The following is a 15,280-nucleotide window of genomic DNA, read 5'->3' as shown; positions in this document are numbered from 1 at the left end:
CCGGTAGCGCCTTACCGCATCAATGCATGGTGGCTTCCAGCGCGGACTCCGCGCTGGAAGAACTGCGGCGGTTCTGCGCCATCACCAGGCGCTCCATGTAGGCGCGGTCCTTCGGGTCGATCGAGAACGCGGCTTCGACCCAATCCTCGGTAATGTCCATCAGCTCCGAACGCGGCAGGCTCAGCACGCGCTGGCGCGCGCGCAGCATGGCGCGCATGCCGTTGAGCTTGGGCCGCATCACGTCGATGAAGGTGCGGGTGGCTTTGTAGGCGTCGCCCGGCTCGAACAGCACATCGACCAGGCCCCTGCCATGGAACCATTCGGCGGTGTGCGATTCGCCCGTGCTGATCAGTTCTTCCGCCAGCTTCATGCCCGAGCGCCGCGCCACCAGCGAGTAGCCGCCCATGCCGGGGAAGAGGTTGAACGCCATTTCAGGAAAGCCCATGCGGGCGGTATTCTGCGCCAGCACGAAGTGGTGGGCCAGCGCAGCCTCGAAGCCGCCGCCCAGGGCCGTGCCTTCGATCATCGCTAGCGAAATCGCGCCGGTATCGAAGCCGCGGGTGGCGGCATGCACGCAATCCACGCAAGCCCGGGCGTACGCCCGCAGCGCTTCGCGCTTGCCGGTGCGTATGGCTTCCGCGAAGAAATTCAGATCGCCGCCCACGTTGTAGATCTGAGGGACGAGCGAGCCGGTGACCCAGAAGTCGATGGGCAGGCCGGAGTCCTTGGCGGCGCGCGCCAGGGTCATGATCTCGTCGATCAGTTCATGGTTGAAGCACGGACGCGGTTGAGCGCGAAGCATCATCCACATGACCCGGCGTCCCTCCTCGTAGAACGCCGAGAGCTGCTTCAGGTTGCCCGCGGCGGTGAAGGGGTGGCAATCCGGATGAATGAGTTGATTCATTTACTTTCGTCCAATTGATCAAGGTGAGTCGGAGTACTACGGGGTCAGCCTAATACAGACCTTCCGGCTTCCGTCTCATGCAAACCTCGTCCAGCTGGCCAGACTTGTCCGTAAGTCAAAGGCCCGAGTGATCAGTGGAGAAAAGCAATCAGCGCGCGCGGCCGCTCAACCCATCAGGCGATGGCGGCATGGGTAAAACGGATGAGGGATACACGCAAATTCGCGGCGATCCGGGCGATGCGCCGCGCGCGCGCCTGCGGCTGCGCGCTCATGCGTAGGGATGAGGGATGGCGCGGCCGGACGGCCGCGCGCGGGCTTGAGTTCTGCGGTTTGGGAATGCGCCGGTTCAGGCGACGCCGCCGTTGGCGCGCAGGATCTGGCCGTTGACCCAGCCGGCGTCGGGGCCTGCCAGGAACGACACCACATTGGAGATGTCCTCGGGCTGGCCCAGGCGTTCCAGCGGCGGCATCTTGGCGTAGTGCTCGATCAGCTCGGGGCTCTTGCCGTTGAGGAAGAGTTCGGTGGCGACGGGACCGGGCGCCACGGCGTTGACGGTGATGCGGCGTCCGCGCAGTTCCTTGGCGAATACCTGGGTGAGGCTTTCGACCGCTGCCTTGCTGGCGATGTAGACGGAGTAGTTCGGCAGGTTGAGCGCGATGGTGGTGCTGGAAACGTTGACGATGCTGCCGCCGTCGGCCAGCCGGGTGGCGGCTTCGCGCAGCGTGTTGAAGGTGCCGCGGGTGTTGATGCCGAAGGTCTGTTCGTAGAGCTCGTCGCTGGTCTCGGCCAGCGGCACCATCTTCAGGATGCCGGCGCTGTTGACCAGCACGTCGATGCGGCCGAGGCCGGCTTCGACCTGGTCGAACATGGCGCGCACCTCGGCGGCCTGCGACACGTCGGCGCGCACGGCCAGGGCGCGGCCGCCAGCCGCGCGGATTTCATCGGCCAGGGCCTCGGCTTCGGCGGCGCTGGAGGCGTAGTTGATGGCGACGGCGTGGCCGTCGCGCGCCAGGCGGCGGACGATGGCGGCGCCTATGCCGCGCGACCCGCCGGTGACGAGCGCAATGCGTTGCGTGGCCTGGATGTTCATGTGGTATCTCCGGTTGGATAGGGGGGTGAGGCGTATCTTGAACTATTCCAGAAAAAAGATAATTACTCTATATTCGCTAACATAATTTCATTTGTATTAATAATGAGCGACGGAGCATGGATCGGTTCCAGGAAATGCAGGTGTTCGTGCGCATCGCCGAAAGGCGCAGCTTTTCCAAGGCCGCCGAGGATCTGCAGATCCCCCGGCCCACGGTCACCAATCTGGTCAAGCGGATGGAAGCGCGCCTGGGCGCCCGGCTGCTCGAACGGACCACGCGCCAGGTGCGGCTCACGCACGATGGCGAGGCCCATTACCGGCGCTGCGTGCGGCTGCTGGCGGATCTGGAAGAGGCCGATGGAGCCTTTCTGGATACCTCGCCCAAGGGCCTGCTGCGGGTCAATGCGCAGGGCACGCTGGCCCGGTTCTTCGTCATGCCGGGCCTGCCCGCGTTCCTGCAACGCTACCCCGACATCGTGCTGCAGCTGGGCGAGGACGACCGCCTGGTGGATCTGGTGCGCGAAGGCGTGGACTGCGTGCTGCGCACCGGCGCGCTGCAGGATTCGTCGCTGGTCGGGCGCCAGATCGCGCTGATGCCGCAAGTGACCGTGGCCAGTCCCGCCTATCTGGCGCGCTTCGGCGAGCCCCGGCGGCTGGAAGACCTGGAGGGCCATTGCGCGGTGGACTACCTGTCCAGCGCCACGGGGCGCAGCCTGCCGCTGGATTTCATGGTTGATGGGCGCAACGTGCAGATGCGGCCCAGGGCCGTGGTCAGCGTCACCGGCGCGGAACTCTATACCGGCGCGGCGCTGGCCGGCCTGGGCCTGGTGCAGGTGCCGCGCTACCGCGTCGAACGCGAACTGGCGGCGGGTGAATTGAAGATCGTGCTGCCCGACGCGCCGCCCGCGCCCATGCCCGTGTCGGTGCTGTATCCGCAGAACCGCCAGGTATCGGCGCGGGTGCGCGTCTTCACGCAATGGCTGGCGGAGATCATCGCCGCCGGCCTGGCTCAGACGATGCCGGTCAGGTAGTACACCGCAATCGCCAGGAAGACCGATGTGGTCGATATCAAGGTGATGGCGAAGATGTCGCCATAGGACTGGCGGTGCGTCAGGCCGGTGACCGCCAGCAGGGTGATGACCGCGCCGTTGTGCGGCAGCGTGTCCATGCCGCCGCTGGCCATGGCGGCGATCCGGTGCAGCACTTCCATCGGGATGCCCGCCGCGTGGGCGCTATCGATGAAGGTCTGCGCCATCGCCGCCAGCGCAATGCTCATGCCGCCCGAGGCCGAGCCGGTGATGCCGGCCAGCGAGGTCACGGCGACCGCTTCGCCCACCAGGGGATCGGGGATGGCCTTGAGCGCGTCGGCGACCAGCAGGAAGCCGGGCAGGGCGGCGATGACGCCGCCGAAACCGTATTCCGCCGCCGTGTTCATCGAAGCCAGCAGCGCGCCGGACACCGCGTTCTTGCTGCCTTCGGCGAAGTGCGCCTTGATGCCGCGGAACGAGAACAGCAGGATGGTGACGATGCCCGCGATCAGCGCGCCCATCACCGCCCACAGCGCCACCTGGTCTTCGGCGTTGACGGGCATGGGCTTGGGCAGGCCAGGCAGCGCGACTTCGGAGCCGGCTGGATACCAGCCCGGAATCCAGCGCGTGAGCAGGTAGTTGGCAACGCCCACCACCACCAGCGGCAGCAGCGCGATCAGCGGATGGTGCTCGCGTTCGCTGGGTGGCGTGACCGGCTCGTTGCGCAGGTCCGTGCCATAGGTCTCGCCGGCGGCGGCCGCGCGCTTGCGCCGCCACTCCAGATAGGCGATGCCGACGCTCAGCGTGAAGCAGGCACCGATCAGGCCCAGCCAGGGCGCGGCCCAGGTGGTGGTTTCGAAGAAGGTGGTGGGGATGATGTTCTGGATCTGCGGCGTGCCGGGCAGGGCGGTCATGGTGAAGGTGAACGCGCCCAGGGCGATCGCGCCCGGCATCAGTCGCTTCGGGATGCCGCCCTGGCGGAACATCTCGGCCGCGAACGGGTACACCGCGAACACCACCACGAACAGCGACACGCCGCCATAGGTCAGCACCGCGCAGACCAGCACGATGGCCATGATGGCGCGCTCGGCCCCGATCAGGCGCAGCACCGCCTGCACGATGGCGCGCGAAAAGCCCGACAGCTCGATCAGCTTGCCGAACACGGCGCCCAGCAGGAACACGGGGAAGTAGAGCTTGGCGAAGCCCGCCATGCGCTCCATGAAGATGCCCGAGAATACGGGCGCCAGCGCCGACGGGTCGGTCAGCAGCACCGCGCCCATGGCCGCGATGGGTGCGCACAGGATCACGCTGTAGCCGCGATACGCCGCCAGCATCAGAAATGCCAGCGCCGCCACCACGATGAACAATCCGGTCATTCGATACTCCAGGAATGAAGAGATAAGGGGTGGGAACAGGGCCTACACCTTACCGCATGAAACCGGATGTCTTGCTTGCAGCGGCCGGGATTCAGCGTTCCAGCAGCGCCTGTGCCTGGCGCGCGATGTCCAGGTCGATCGTGGCATCCTCGCCGCCGCTCATGAACCAGGCGGCGGATAGCCCGCACCAGGCCAGGATCCATTGCAGCAGCCGGCGGCGTTCCAGGCCCGACTGCGCGACGATGAGCTCCAGCCGGCTTTCGAAGCGTCCGGGCACGATGGCCACTGGCGGCACGGGATCCGCCAGATCCGGGTTGCAGAAAATGTTGGCGTAGTCGAAGGCGCGCTCGCCATGCAGGCGCTTGGGGTCGATGACCAGCCAGCCGCGCTCGCCGAAGTCCAGGATGTTGTCATGGTGCACGTCGCCGTGCAGCACCGTCAGGTCGCGGGGACAGTCGAGCAAGGCGCGGGCGTGGCGGGCACTGTGCGCCAGGATGCCGCCTTGCGCCTGGGCCATGGGCCATAGTTCCTCGAACCATTCCTCCAGTGGGCGCAGCGCGGGCAGAGGCCGGGCGCGCGGCGCATGCAGATCCTTCAGCACGCCGCAGATGATGCGGGTGGCCTCGTCGTCGCGCCCGTTGCGGGCGTATTCGGCCAACGAGCGCGTGCCGGTGGCCCGCTCCAGCAGGATGGCCTCGCCGTCATGGGCCAGCACCCGCGCGGCGCCCTGGCCGTCCCACCAGCGCATCAGCACGCCGCCTTGTTTCTCGTCTTCTTCGTGCGAGACCTTGAGCATGGCGGGCTGGCCGCGATGCCGCACCGGCAGCAATTGGGCCGCGCGGGTGACGATGGGGGCGCCGTCGGGCAGCAGTTGCCAGCGGGAGAGGTAGGTCTCGAACATGGGGGGCGGGAAGCGCTTCGGAGGCTTCTATAGTAGTGCCCGGCGCGCGTCCTCCGCCGGCCCGGCCTGCATAGCGCCTTGGCGCGGCAGCAGGCCGGTGACCGCCGCCGCTACCGCATTGCCCGCCGCGCTGGCGATGATGGGCAGCAGGTAGGAACCGCTGAGGTCATAGGCATAGCCAGCCGCCACGGGCCCGATCAAGGTGCCGAACGCCACGCTGGTGTAAAGCGCGCCGATGATGCCGCTGACATGGCGGCCGCCGAAGTAATCCATGACCACCGCCGGCATCAACGCGACCCAGCCGCCGTAGAACGCGCCGAATACCAGGGCGAACAGCGCCAGCGTCCAGAACTGGCCGCAAGCGCCCCACAGCGCCAGCGTTGCGGCCATGCCGGCATACATCGCGGCGAGCGAGGCGCGCCGGCCCATACGGTCGGCCAACGTGCCCAACAGGAACCGGCCCGCCGTGCTGCCCACGCCCACCATGCCCAGCAGCAGCACGGCTAGTCCTGGCGCGATGCCATGATCCAGCGCGTAGGGAATGAGATGCACGAAGGGCACGAAGACGCCGAAGGCGCCAGCCATGCTAGCCAGGTACAGCAGGACGAAAGCCTTGCTGCGGATGGCGGCGCGCACCGGCAAGCCGGCCGGCGCGGATGCCGTCGTTGCGCAAGCAGGCGCGGCGTCGCCGTCGGGCCGCAGGCCGAGGTCCTGCGGCGAGTTCTCCACCCAGAACGCCGCCGCGCAGCCCAGGACCGCCACCACGGCCGCCAGCGCCAGATAGGCGGCGCGCCAGCCCCACAGCGCTATCAGCGCGGAAGCCAGCGGCGGCACCAGCAGCGTGCCCACGCCTATGCCGCTGACGGCCAGCCCCGAGGCCAGCCCGCGCCGGCGCAGGAACCAGCGCTGCACCGCGCCTATCACCGGCACATAGGCGCAGCCCACGCCCAGCCCGACGCCCAGACCGTAGGCGAGGTAGATCTGCATCATGTTCTGCGCGGCGCTGGCTAGCGCCAGTCCCAGCGCCACCAGCAGCATGCCTATCCATGCCATGCGGCGCGAGCCGTAGCGGTCCGCCAGAGGGCCGCTGACCACGCCGAAACCGAAGTAGAGGAAGCCCGCCAGCGAGAACACCAGCGACACCGCGCCGCGCGTGGCGGCGAAGTCGCGCTGCAAGGCTTCGACAAAGGCGCTGAAGGAATAGGCGCTGCCGAAGCCCAGCAAAGTAATGGCGAAGGCCGCGGCCACTACCCGCCAGCCGTGGAAGATCCGGCCGGCGGAGGCTGGGGCGGCGCTGTGTTGCGCATGCATGTTCATCGTCGGCCTCACGTCGCTGGCCGGCGCAGGTGCCAGTCCGTGGACGCCTGGAATGCCGCGCCCAGCCGGAACAGCACAGACTCGCCCAGATGCGCCCCCACCAGTTGCAGCCCCATCGGCATCCCTGCCTGGCACTGGCCGGCGGGCAGCGTCAGGCAGGGATGGCCCGTTATGTCGAACACGCAGGTATAGCGCTGCAGGGCTTCGACCAGTGCGGGCTGCTGGCCCAGCACGCTTACAGCATTCAGGGTCAGCGGCGGCATGGGCTGTACCGGCGTCAGCAGCGCGTCGACCTTGGCGAACAGGGCGTCGACCTGGCCGCGCATGGCCATGCGGCGCAAGAGAATGCGCTGGTAGGTCAGGCCCGGCAGCGCGTGGCCCGCCTCGATCACGCCGGCCAGCACCGATCCGTATTCCGTCTTGCGCGAGGGATAGGTGGCGGCGTGCGCAAGGGCCGCTTCCACCGCGCAGAGCGGCGCCCAATCGCGCACGGCCTGCGCGGCGTCATCAGAGGGGAAGCGCAACGGCACCAGGGTCGCGCCCAGCTGTTCGAAAACCTGCATGGCCGCCGCCATCATGCGCTGAGTCTGCGGATCGACCTCGCTGGCGTTCCAGTCTGGATCCACGCCGATCCGCAAGCCGTCAATCGGCGCTTCGGCTTCCTGCGCGTAGCGCGGGACGGGCGCTTGCAGCGCCGTCGGATCCGCCGGGTCGGGGCCGGCGATCGCCTCCAGCAGTACCGCGGCGTCCTGCGCGCTGCGCGCGATGACGCCGGCATGATCCAGCGAAGCAGCAAGTTCGAATACGCCGTGGCGGCTGACGCGGCCCCAGGTGGGCTTGATGCCGGTCAGCCCGGTGGCGGCGCAGGGCCAGCGTATGGAGCCGCCGGTGTCCGACGCGGTCGCGCCAAAGCACAGGCCCGCAGCCGTCGCCACCGCCGATCCGCTGGATGAAATACCGGTCCAGTAGTCCGCATTCCATGGGTTGCGCGGCGGCGCGACGCTCGGGTGGTGATCGGAGTACGCGCCTTCGGTCATCTGCAACTGCCCCAGCAGCACCGCGCCCGCGTCGCGCAGGCGGCGGACCACCGTGGCGTCGTGATCCGCGGGCGTGTCGCGGTGGATGGCGGTGCCGGCGGCGGTCGGTACGCCTTTGCGGCGGAACAGGTCTTTCAGTCCGACGGGCACGCCATGCAGGGGACCGCGATAGTGTCCCTGCCGTATCTCGGTTTCCGCCACCTGCGCCTCTTGCAGCGCGGACGCCGCCGTCACGCAGGCATAGCTGCGCAGCTCGCCGTCCAAGGCGTCGATGCGCCGCAACTGGGCGAGCGTGATCTCTACCGGCGAGAGCTCGCCCGACCGGATCAGGGCGGCGAGCGCGAGCAGGCCCAGGTGGTGCAGGTCGGCTGTTGCCTTGATACTTTCCGTATAGTTCATCTATTCTTTATCTGTCTTGGATTCAATAGGAAGTGTTCAAGTTAATTCCTATAATTCTGCAAGACAAACCACGATTTCTATCCTGAATGAATTAGAAAAACTAAATAATTGATTGCTAGTGCCATGACCGCTCCGCGACTTCCTCCGCTTAACGCGCTGCGCGCCTTCGAGGCCGCGGCCCGCCATCTGTCCGTGAAGGATGCGGCACAGGAACTGTGCGTGACGCCCGGCGCAGTCAGCCAGATGATCAAGTCGCTTGAGCAGCATCTGGGCGTGGCCCTGTTCCTGCGCGTGAACCGCGGCATTCAGCTGACGGATGCTGGCCACGGCTTTCTGCCGCCGGTGCGCAACGCCTTCCGCCAGATCCTGGCTGCGTCCGCCCGTATTGCCTTGCCGTCAGAGAGCCGCGTGCTCACGGTCAGCACCACTGCGTTCTTCGCGTCGGCCTGGCTGGTTCCCCGGCTGCATGACTTCCACGCCCGCCATCCGCAGATCGATCTGCAGATCGTCACCAGCAACGCGCTGGCCGCATTCGGCCGGGACGGCGCGGACATTGCCATCCGCCACGGACTGGGCCGCTACCCGGGGCTGCAAAGCGAGCATCTGCTGACCGTCGAGGTCGTGCCAGTCGCGTCGGCCGGTCTGGTGGCGAAATTGGGCATGCCGGCAGACGCGCAGGATTTGCTGCGCTGGCCGCGGGTGCATGACGAGGCTCGCAGCGGCTGGCAACTGTGGTTCGCGGCGCAGGGCCTGGAAGATGTGGGCATGCCAAGGGGGCCCGCGTTCGACGATGGCAGCCTGCTGCTGCAGGCGGTGGCCGCGGGCCAGGGCGCGGGCCTGCTGCCGCTGGCGATGGTGCGGGACGAATTGGCGGCGGGACGCCTGGTCAGGCTGGCCGGCGACGCCTGGCTGGAAGAATTCGGCTATTACCTGGTGTGGCCGGGTCGGGGCGCCATGCCCGGCAAGGCGCAGGTGTTCCGCGACTGGCTGCTGGAAAGCGTGGCGGTTTGAGGAAAGCCGGATCCGCCACCGGCATACGGCGACCTTAGAGCGCGGCCGACAGCGCCGCCGCCTTGCGCGCCAGTTCCGCCACGCCGAAGCTGGTCGCGAGCGAGTGCGCGTCCAGTTCTTCCAGCGATACCCAGCGGGCGTCGGCGGCGTCGTCGCCCGCTACCGGTTCGCCGGCTTGCCAGCGGCACAGCACGGCGATCAGGATGAAGTGGCGGCGCAGCGCGCCCGCGTCGTCGCGGTCGTAGACGTCGACGGCGTCGAACACATGCAGCGGCTCGGCGCGCACGCCGGTTTCTTCCAGCAGCTCGCGTGCGGCGGCGGCATGGAGGCTTTCGCCTGCATCGATCTTGCCGCCGGGAAAGGCCCATCGGCCCTGGTCCGGCGGGTTGGCGCGGCGCACCAGCAGCACGCGGCCGTCGCGGACGACTGCGGCGATGGTGGCGGCGATGGGGCGCTGGGGGGAGGGCGCGGTCATGCGTGCTTCCTTTCTATGGCGACGGCCTGGGTATGTCAGGGTACGCCAAGCGGGTCTTAGCGCAAATCCCCGTAGTGCCGGACCGGTCCCTGGTGCACACTGTCAGCCGCGCCGGCATGAGCGCATCGAATAGGGGGCGGGAGGGCAGCATGGATACACCGGACCGGCAGTTGCGCTATTTCTTGCGCATCGCGGAACTCAAATCGCTATCGCGCGCGGCGGAGGACCTGGACCAGACCCAGTCCGGGCTGAGCCGGCAGCTGGCGGCGCTGGAAGCGCACGTGGGCAAGCCGCTGTTCACCCGCACCGGACGCGGCGTGGAGCTGACCGAGGCGGGCGCGCGCCTGTTGGATGGCATCCAGCCGGCCTACCGCAACATAGACCGGGTGCTGGAGGCCGTGCGTCAGCGCGAGGGCGTGACGCAGGGAACGGTGCGGCTCGCCACCGTGCATACGCTCAGCTACTACTTCATGGCCGAGGTGGTGGCCAGTTTCGTCAGCAGCCATGAACACGTGAACCTGTCCGTGATGGGCCGCAGTTCGCCCGAGGTGGTGGCGCTGGTGGAAAGCGGCAAGGCCGACGTGGGCTTCGTCTATGACGCGGCGGTGGCGTCGGACAACTTGGCATCGGCCACGCTGTTCGATGACGATATGTGCCTGATCGTGCGCGGCGACGTGCCGCTGCCGGACGACGTCGACCTGGCCGGCATGGATCTGCGGCTGGTGGGCTTCCCGCCGCACTACGCGCTGCGCAAGATGATCCACAGCGCGGGACTGGAGCCCGAGTTCGCGGCCGAGGCCGAAACCATAGACGCCATGCTCAAGCTGGTGTCCTCGGGCGTGGGCGCCTGTATTCTCCCGTCCCGTATTCCCGACAAGCTGCTGACCGAGTACGGGCTGCGCAAGGTCCGGGTCCGTAGCCCCATCTTGCGGCGCCGCGTGGTCGCGATCACCCTGGCCAACCGGCAACCCCTGCCGCTGGTGCGCGATTTGCTGGCCGTCGCGCACCGCATCGCGGCGCGCTAGCCGTCCTGGCGGACTCGAATAGCAGCTATGACCCTGGCTGCATGGCTGTATCGCGGCTGGTTTTCCATACTGTGCATACCTCGCGCGGCGTCCGGTGGCGCTGATGACGCGGGCAATACACAGGGGAAGACATGAGCACCGCATTACGAGAGAAATCCTATTTCGACACCCGCGCCACGCAGGAAATGGCGCGCCACCTGCACGCCGTGCCGCGCAGCATCCAGGAAACCATGGCCTATGCCTGTCGCATCCTGGCCATGACCGAGCAGGAAGCGGGGCTGGCGGGCCAGATCAGCGTGCGCTCGCAGCGGCCGGGGGCCTACTGGACCTTGCGCTTCGGGCTGGGCTTCGACGAAGCCACGCCGGCCGACTTCATCGAGGTGGACCGCGACCTGCATACGCTGACGGGCGAAGGCATGGCCAACCCGGCCACGCGCTTTCACCTGTGGGTGTACGAGGCGCGGCCCGACGTGCAGTCCATCATCCACACGCATTCGCCCTGGGCCTCGGCGCTGGCCGCGGCGCGCCAGCCGCTGGTGATCTCGCAGATGGACATGACACCGCTGCACGACGATTGCGCGTTCCTGGGCGAATGGCCGGGCGTGCCGATCGCCGACCAGGAAGGCGTGATCATTTCCGGCGCGCTGGGTAAAAAACGCGCCATCATCCTGGCGCATCACGGCTACCTGACGGCCGGCGTTTCGTGCGAAGAGGCGACCTATCTGTCGGTCTACCTGGAGCGCGCGGCGCGCATGCAGATCCGCGCGCAGGCGTTCGGCCCGCTGACGCCGGTGGACGACGCGCTGGCGCGCGAAGCGCACGACTATCTGCTCAAGCCCTCGATCGTCAACGCGACGTTCAACTACTGGGCCCGCCAGACGCACGGCATTGCGCCTTTGCCGCTGCCTGCCGCCTGACACCGCGCAGCCACATTCTTCCAGAACTTTTTTTGGGGAGTCATGATGATGACGACCAAGCCTGCGGCTGCGCGCTCGCGCCGCGATTACGTGACGGCCGGACTGGCCAGCATGATGGGCACCACCATCGAGTGGTACGACTTTTTCCTGTACGGCACCGCTGCCGCGCTGATCTTCAACAAGATCTTCTTTCCGTCCTTCGACCCGCTGACCGGCACGCTGGCCGCGTTCGCCACCTATTCCGTGGGCTTTTTCGCGCGGCCCCTGGGCGGCGTGATCTTCGGCCATTACGGCGACAAGATCGGCCGCAAATCCATGCTGCTGATCACCTTGCTGCTGATGGGCGTGCCCACCATCCTGATCGGGTTGATTCCGTCGTATGAACAGATCGGCTACTGGGCCGCGGTGCTGCTGGTGCTGATGCGCTTTCTGCAAGGCATTGCGGTGGGCGGCGAATGGGGCGGCGCGGTGCTGATGGCGGTGGAGCATGCGCCGGACGGCAAGAAGGGATTCTTTGGCAGCCTGCCGCAGGCCGGGGTCGCGCCGGGTCTGATCCTGTCGTCGCTGGCGATGGGCGCGGTCGCCAGCTTGCCCGAAGCCGACATGCTGGCCTGGGGCTGGCGGCTGCCGTTCCTGGCCAGCGTGATACTGCTGCTGGTGGGCTGGTTCATCCGGGTCAAGGTGGCCGAGTCGCCCGACTTCGAGCAGATGAAAGAGAAGGGGGCCAAGGTCGAGGTGCCGGTGGCCGAGGTATTGAAGCACCATCGCCGCGCCCTGCTGGTGGTGGTGGGCGCCAGGCTGGCGGAAGTGACCTGGTTCTACACCGTGGTGACCTTTTCGCTGGCCTACGCCACGGGCACCCTGGGCATCGCGCGCTCGGTGATGCTGGACGCCACGATCTGGGGCGCGGCCGTCGCGCTGTTCACCATGCCGCTGTTCGGCATGCTGGGCGACAAGATCGGCCACAAGTGGGTGTTCATGGTCGGGACTCTGGGCATCCTGGCTTGCGCGCCGGTCTTCTTCCATTTGCTGGGCACCCGCGACACCTCGTGGATCATCCTGGCGGTATGCCTGGCGGTCGGCCTGGTCTACGCTTGCCTGTACGGGCCGGAAGGCACCCTGTTCTCCAGCCAGTTCCCGGCCGAGGTGCGCTACACGGGCATTTCGTTGGCGGTGCAGGTATCCGGCGCCATCGGCGGCGGCTTGGCGCCGATCGTGGCGACCTGGCTGCTGGCCAAGGGCGGGGGCGATCCCCGGTATGTGGTGTGGTACCTGAGCATCCTGGGCGTGATCGCCTTGTTCAGCGCCTGGCTGATGCGTAGCGAGGCTCCCGCGGTGGCCGCCTTGCGGGTGCCTGCCCGCGCCGATTTGAGGACGCCATGAAGACCATCGACTATTACTTCTGGATGAACTCCGACTGGGCCTACCTGGGCGCCGACAGGCTGGAGGCGCTGGCCGCGCGCCAGCAGGCCAGGATCCGCTACCTGCCGGTGGACCTGCCCGAGGTCTACGGCCGCACCGGCGGCATCCTGCTGGGCCTGCGCTCACCCGAGCGCCAGGCCTACCGGGTGACGGAGTTGGCGCGCTGGTGCCGCAAGCTGGATATCCACGTCAACGCGCAGCCGGCATATATGTGTCCGGATGCCGGCCTGGCTTCGCGTCTTGTCATCGCGGCGGATCAGGCCGGCCTGCCGGTGGCGGCGCTGTACAAAGCCATCCTGAAAGCCGAGTGGTGCGACGAACAGGACATCTCGGATGAAGCCACCTTGCGCGCCCTCCTGGAGCGCCAGGGGCTGGATGCCGCGGCGTTGCTGGCCGCGGCGGCTGAACCCGATATTGAGGCCATCTACCGCCGCAACACCGACGACGCGGTCGCGGCCGGAGTGTTCGGCTCGCCCGCCTACGTGTACCGGGGCGAGCTGTTCTGGGGCCAGGACCGGCTGGAGATGCTGGAAGAGGCCGTGGCCGCATAGGGGAGCGCGGCCGGCCTGCGCGGCATGGGCCTGGGTCAGGGCGCCATCCCTGCGCCCGCCGGCTGCTGCTGGCGGGACCGGACCAGGAAATCGGCGGCGATGACGATGTCTGCATCATTGCGGCGATCTTCCGCCATATAGGGAACCTGCTGCCGGAAGTCACGCCGCAGCGCGCCGGTTCCTGCCCCGAGCGCGAAGTCGGGGCGTTTGGCCACGCGCAGATCCACGGCCTGGGCGGCGTGCATCAGTTCTACCGCCAGCAGGGTGGTCAGCCGGTCGATCTGGCCGGCTACCCTGCGGCCCGTGGCTGGCGCGTTGGTTCCCACGTCTTCGATATTGCCGGCCTGCGGTTGCACATCGGTCGTCATCGGCAGCGCCAGTACTCGGATCTCCGCCGCGAGCGACGACACGGTCTTCTGGATCGGGCCATATCCGATCGCGCCATTGCCCGGACTGAGAAACCGCGGGAGCCCCGTGAATGCGGTATCGGTCAACCGAAGCGTGCGCTGCGCCGACAACTGGGCCACCTGGGACAGGGCGACGCCCATGCCCTGCAAGGGCAGCGCCCAGGCGCTGGGGTCGAATCCGGCGTTGGGCATCACGGCGCCGCGGACCGGGCCTTCCGTGACGTAGAACTGCAATTCGTAGGGCTGGGCATGCTCGGCGGGCCTGGCATCCAGCGCCACGGTGGGGTTGTCGTCGGAACTGTTGATCTGCAGTTGCAGCTGCCGCTGCAGCAGCTGCAGCATGTCCCGCGCCGCGCCATGGACCTGGCTCACCGTGCGAAAGCTCAGCGGGTCTTGCAGCGCCCGCTGCGGGTCTCGCTGCCACAGGGAGCTACCGCGCAACAGCGCCAGTATGTGTTCGGCCGTGCTTACCTGGCCGTCGTAGGGCCGCTGGGTTTGCGACACGGACAGCAGCGGCGCGAGGTTGCCGTCCAGGCCTTCGAGCGACAGCGCAGCGACCGCATCGGCCTGGGAGAGCAGCCTGGCCGCGTCCAGCGCCGCCAGCGATGCGATGGCGGCGCCATAGGCGTTGGAGCTGACGATGGCCAGGGCGTCCTTGCCGAAAGGCTGCACCGGCTCGAGCCCCGCCTGGCGCAATGCCTGCGCCGCAGGCAGGCGCTGGCCGCGGTAGTAGGCCTGGCCTTCACCCATCATCGCCAGCCCGATCTGCGGCAGAATGGTGATGTCGGCCTGCCCGACCGAGCCTTCGCCGAACATCACCGGGGTGATGCCGCGGTTGAGGAATTCGGCGTACTGGCGCAGCACCGCCGGCTGCAATCCGGCGCCGCCGGACAACGCCGTGTTCAGCCGGATGAGCATCGCTGCCCGGGTGACCTCCTGAGGCGCTTCGCTGCCATAGGCGGCGCTGTGCGAACGCAGCAGGTTGCGGTTGAACTGCTCCGACAATTTGCGGACTTCGGGCGAAATCTCTCCGCCCTTGAAAATGGTCTGGTCCTTGTTCAGCCCGACGCCCCGGTTCAGTCCGTACACGGGACGATCCAGCTGCGCATAGGCCAGCAGCAGCCCATAGGAACGTTCTGCCCGCTGCATCGCCTCGTCGGCCAGCGCTACGCCGCAGCCCTGCCTGGCCACGGATTCGATCTGCGCCAGACTGAGCGTACGCCCGTCCAGCTTGACAGGGGTGCAGGCGGCGATGGCGGCCAGAGGGGCGAACATGGCGCCTAGCAGCGCGACGGCGCTTATGGCCAGGCGGATGGTGGGACTGTGTGGACGGGCAGGGGAGAACGGCGAGTTCTGCATGAGCATTGCAACTCCTGGCTTGACGGAAGTAACGGATGCGGCGGCTCCGCGGACCGCCTGGCGG

At 67.7% G+C, this 15,280-nt stretch carries 15 protein-coding genes; 7 read left to right on the top strand and 8 right to left on the bottom strand.

Going from position 1 to position 15,280, the window contains the following annotated elements; all coding sequences use genetic code 11:
- Positions 1–19: 19 nt before the first annotated feature.
- A complete protein-coding gene (locus tag AC6LKD_RS27580) occupies positions 20–904 on the bottom strand; it encodes a crotonase/enoyl-CoA hydratase family protein (RefSeq protein ID WP_013393130.1) in 885 nt (294 codons plus the stop codon).
- 134 nt (positions 905–1,038) lie between these two features.
- On the opposite strand from AC6LKD_RS27580, the gene AC6LKD_RS27575 reads away from it, so the two are divergent.
- Positions 1,039–1,182: a hypothetical protein gene (locus tag AC6LKD_RS27575; protein ID WP_158307665.1), complete on the top strand. Its 144-nt coding sequence runs from the start codon at positions 1,039–1,041 to the stop codon at positions 1,180–1,182.
- 68 nt (positions 1,183–1,250) lie between these two features.
- Here the strand turns inward: AC6LKD_RS27575 and AC6LKD_RS27570 are convergent, their stop codons facing one another.
- A complete protein-coding gene (locus tag AC6LKD_RS27570; protein WP_013393131.1) occupies positions 1,251–1,994 on the bottom strand; it encodes an SDR family oxidoreductase in 744 nt (247 codons plus the stop codon).
- 116 nt (positions 1,995–2,110) lie between these two features.
- Between AC6LKD_RS27570 and AC6LKD_RS27565 the strand changes: the two genes are divergently transcribed.
- Positions 2,111–3,022 carry a LysR family transcriptional regulator gene (locus AC6LKD_RS27565; RefSeq protein ID WP_013393132.1) on the top strand — a complete coding sequence of 304 codons (912 nt, stop codon included), beginning with the start codon at positions 2,111–2,113 and terminating at the stop codon, positions 3,020–3,022.
- Here AC6LKD_RS27565 and AC6LKD_RS27560 read toward each other — a convergent pair.
- From AC6LKD_RS27560 to AC6LKD_RS27545, 4 genes are all read right to left on the bottom strand, one after another.
- Positions 3,001–4,395, bottom strand: a complete 1,395-nt coding sequence (locus tag AC6LKD_RS27560; RefSeq protein WP_498118034.1) for a GntP family permease — start codon at positions 4,393–4,395, stop codon at positions 3,001–3,003. The two genes, AC6LKD_RS27565 and AC6LKD_RS27560, sit on opposite strands and share 22 nt — an antisense overlap.
- Before the next feature lie 91 nt (positions 4,396–4,486).
- A complete protein-coding gene (locus AC6LKD_RS27555; RefSeq protein WP_498118033.1) occupies positions 4,487–5,296 on the bottom strand; it encodes an aminoglycoside phosphotransferase family protein in 810 nt (269 codons plus the stop codon).
- Positions 5,297–5,323: 27 nt separating this feature from the next.
- Complete coding sequence (locus AC6LKD_RS27550) at positions 5,324–6,613, bottom strand: MFS transporter (RefSeq protein WP_498118032.1); 1,290 nt, start codon at positions 6,611–6,613, stop codon at positions 5,324–5,326.
- 8 nt (positions 6,614–6,621) lie between these two features.
- Entirely contained in the window at positions 6,622–8,049 is a 1,428-nt protein-coding gene (locus tag AC6LKD_RS27545; protein ID WP_498118031.1) for an amidase, read from the bottom strand.
- A 123-nt stretch (positions 8,050–8,172) separates the two neighbouring features.
- Between AC6LKD_RS27545 and gcvA the strand changes: the two genes are divergently transcribed.
- The gene (gene gcvA, locus AC6LKD_RS27540; RefSeq protein WP_498118030.1) at positions 8,173–9,060 is read left to right on the top strand and encodes a transcriptional regulator GcvA; all 888 of its coding nucleotides are present in this window, start codon (positions 8,173–8,175) and stop codon (positions 9,058–9,060) included.
- A 34-nt stretch (positions 9,061–9,094) separates the two neighbouring features.
- On the opposite strand, the gene AC6LKD_RS27535 is transcribed toward gcvA, so the two are convergent.
- Complete coding sequence (locus AC6LKD_RS27535) at positions 9,095–9,535, bottom strand: NUDIX hydrolase (protein ID WP_498118029.1); 441 nt, start codon at positions 9,533–9,535, stop codon at positions 9,095–9,097.
- A 149-nt stretch (positions 9,536–9,684) separates the two neighbouring features.
- Here AC6LKD_RS27535 and AC6LKD_RS27530 point away from each other — a divergent pair, with 149 nt between their 5' ends.
- From AC6LKD_RS27530 to AC6LKD_RS27515, 4 genes are all read left to right on the top strand, one after another.
- The gene (locus AC6LKD_RS27530; protein ID WP_013393139.1) at positions 9,685–10,560 is read left to right on the top strand and encodes a LysR family transcriptional regulator; all 876 of its coding nucleotides are present in this window, start codon (positions 9,685–9,687) and stop codon (positions 10,558–10,560) included.
- A gap of 131 nt (positions 10,561–10,691) precedes the next feature.
- The gene (locus AC6LKD_RS27525) at positions 10,692–11,477 is read left to right on the top strand and encodes an aldolase (protein ID WP_013393140.1); all 786 of its coding nucleotides are present in this window, start codon (positions 10,692–10,694) and stop codon (positions 11,475–11,477) included.
- A 45-nt stretch (positions 11,478–11,522) separates the two neighbouring features.
- The gene (locus AC6LKD_RS27520; RefSeq protein ID WP_013393141.1) at positions 11,523–12,860 is read left to right on the top strand and encodes an MFS transporter; all 1,338 of its coding nucleotides are present in this window, start codon (positions 11,523–11,525) and stop codon (positions 12,858–12,860) included.
- A complete protein-coding gene (locus AC6LKD_RS27515; RefSeq protein ID WP_498118028.1) occupies positions 12,857–13,450 on the top strand; it encodes a 2-hydroxychromene-2-carboxylate isomerase in 594 nt (197 codons plus the stop codon). Before AC6LKD_RS27520 ends, AC6LKD_RS27515 begins: the two co-directional genes overlap by 4 nt.
- Before the next feature lie 35 nt (positions 13,451–13,485).
- Here the strand turns inward: AC6LKD_RS27515 and AC6LKD_RS27510 are convergent, their stop codons facing one another.
- Positions 13,486–15,222, bottom strand: a complete 1,737-nt coding sequence (locus tag AC6LKD_RS27510; protein WP_498118027.1) for an HAL/PAL/TAL family ammonia-lyase — start codon at positions 15,220–15,222, stop codon at positions 13,486–13,488.
- Positions 15,223–15,280: the final 58 nt, after the last annotated feature.

The sequence above is a fragment of the Achromobacter sp. D7-1 genome (assembly GCF_059760445.1).
This window is presented reverse-complemented; position numbering and strand designations above follow the sequence as displayed.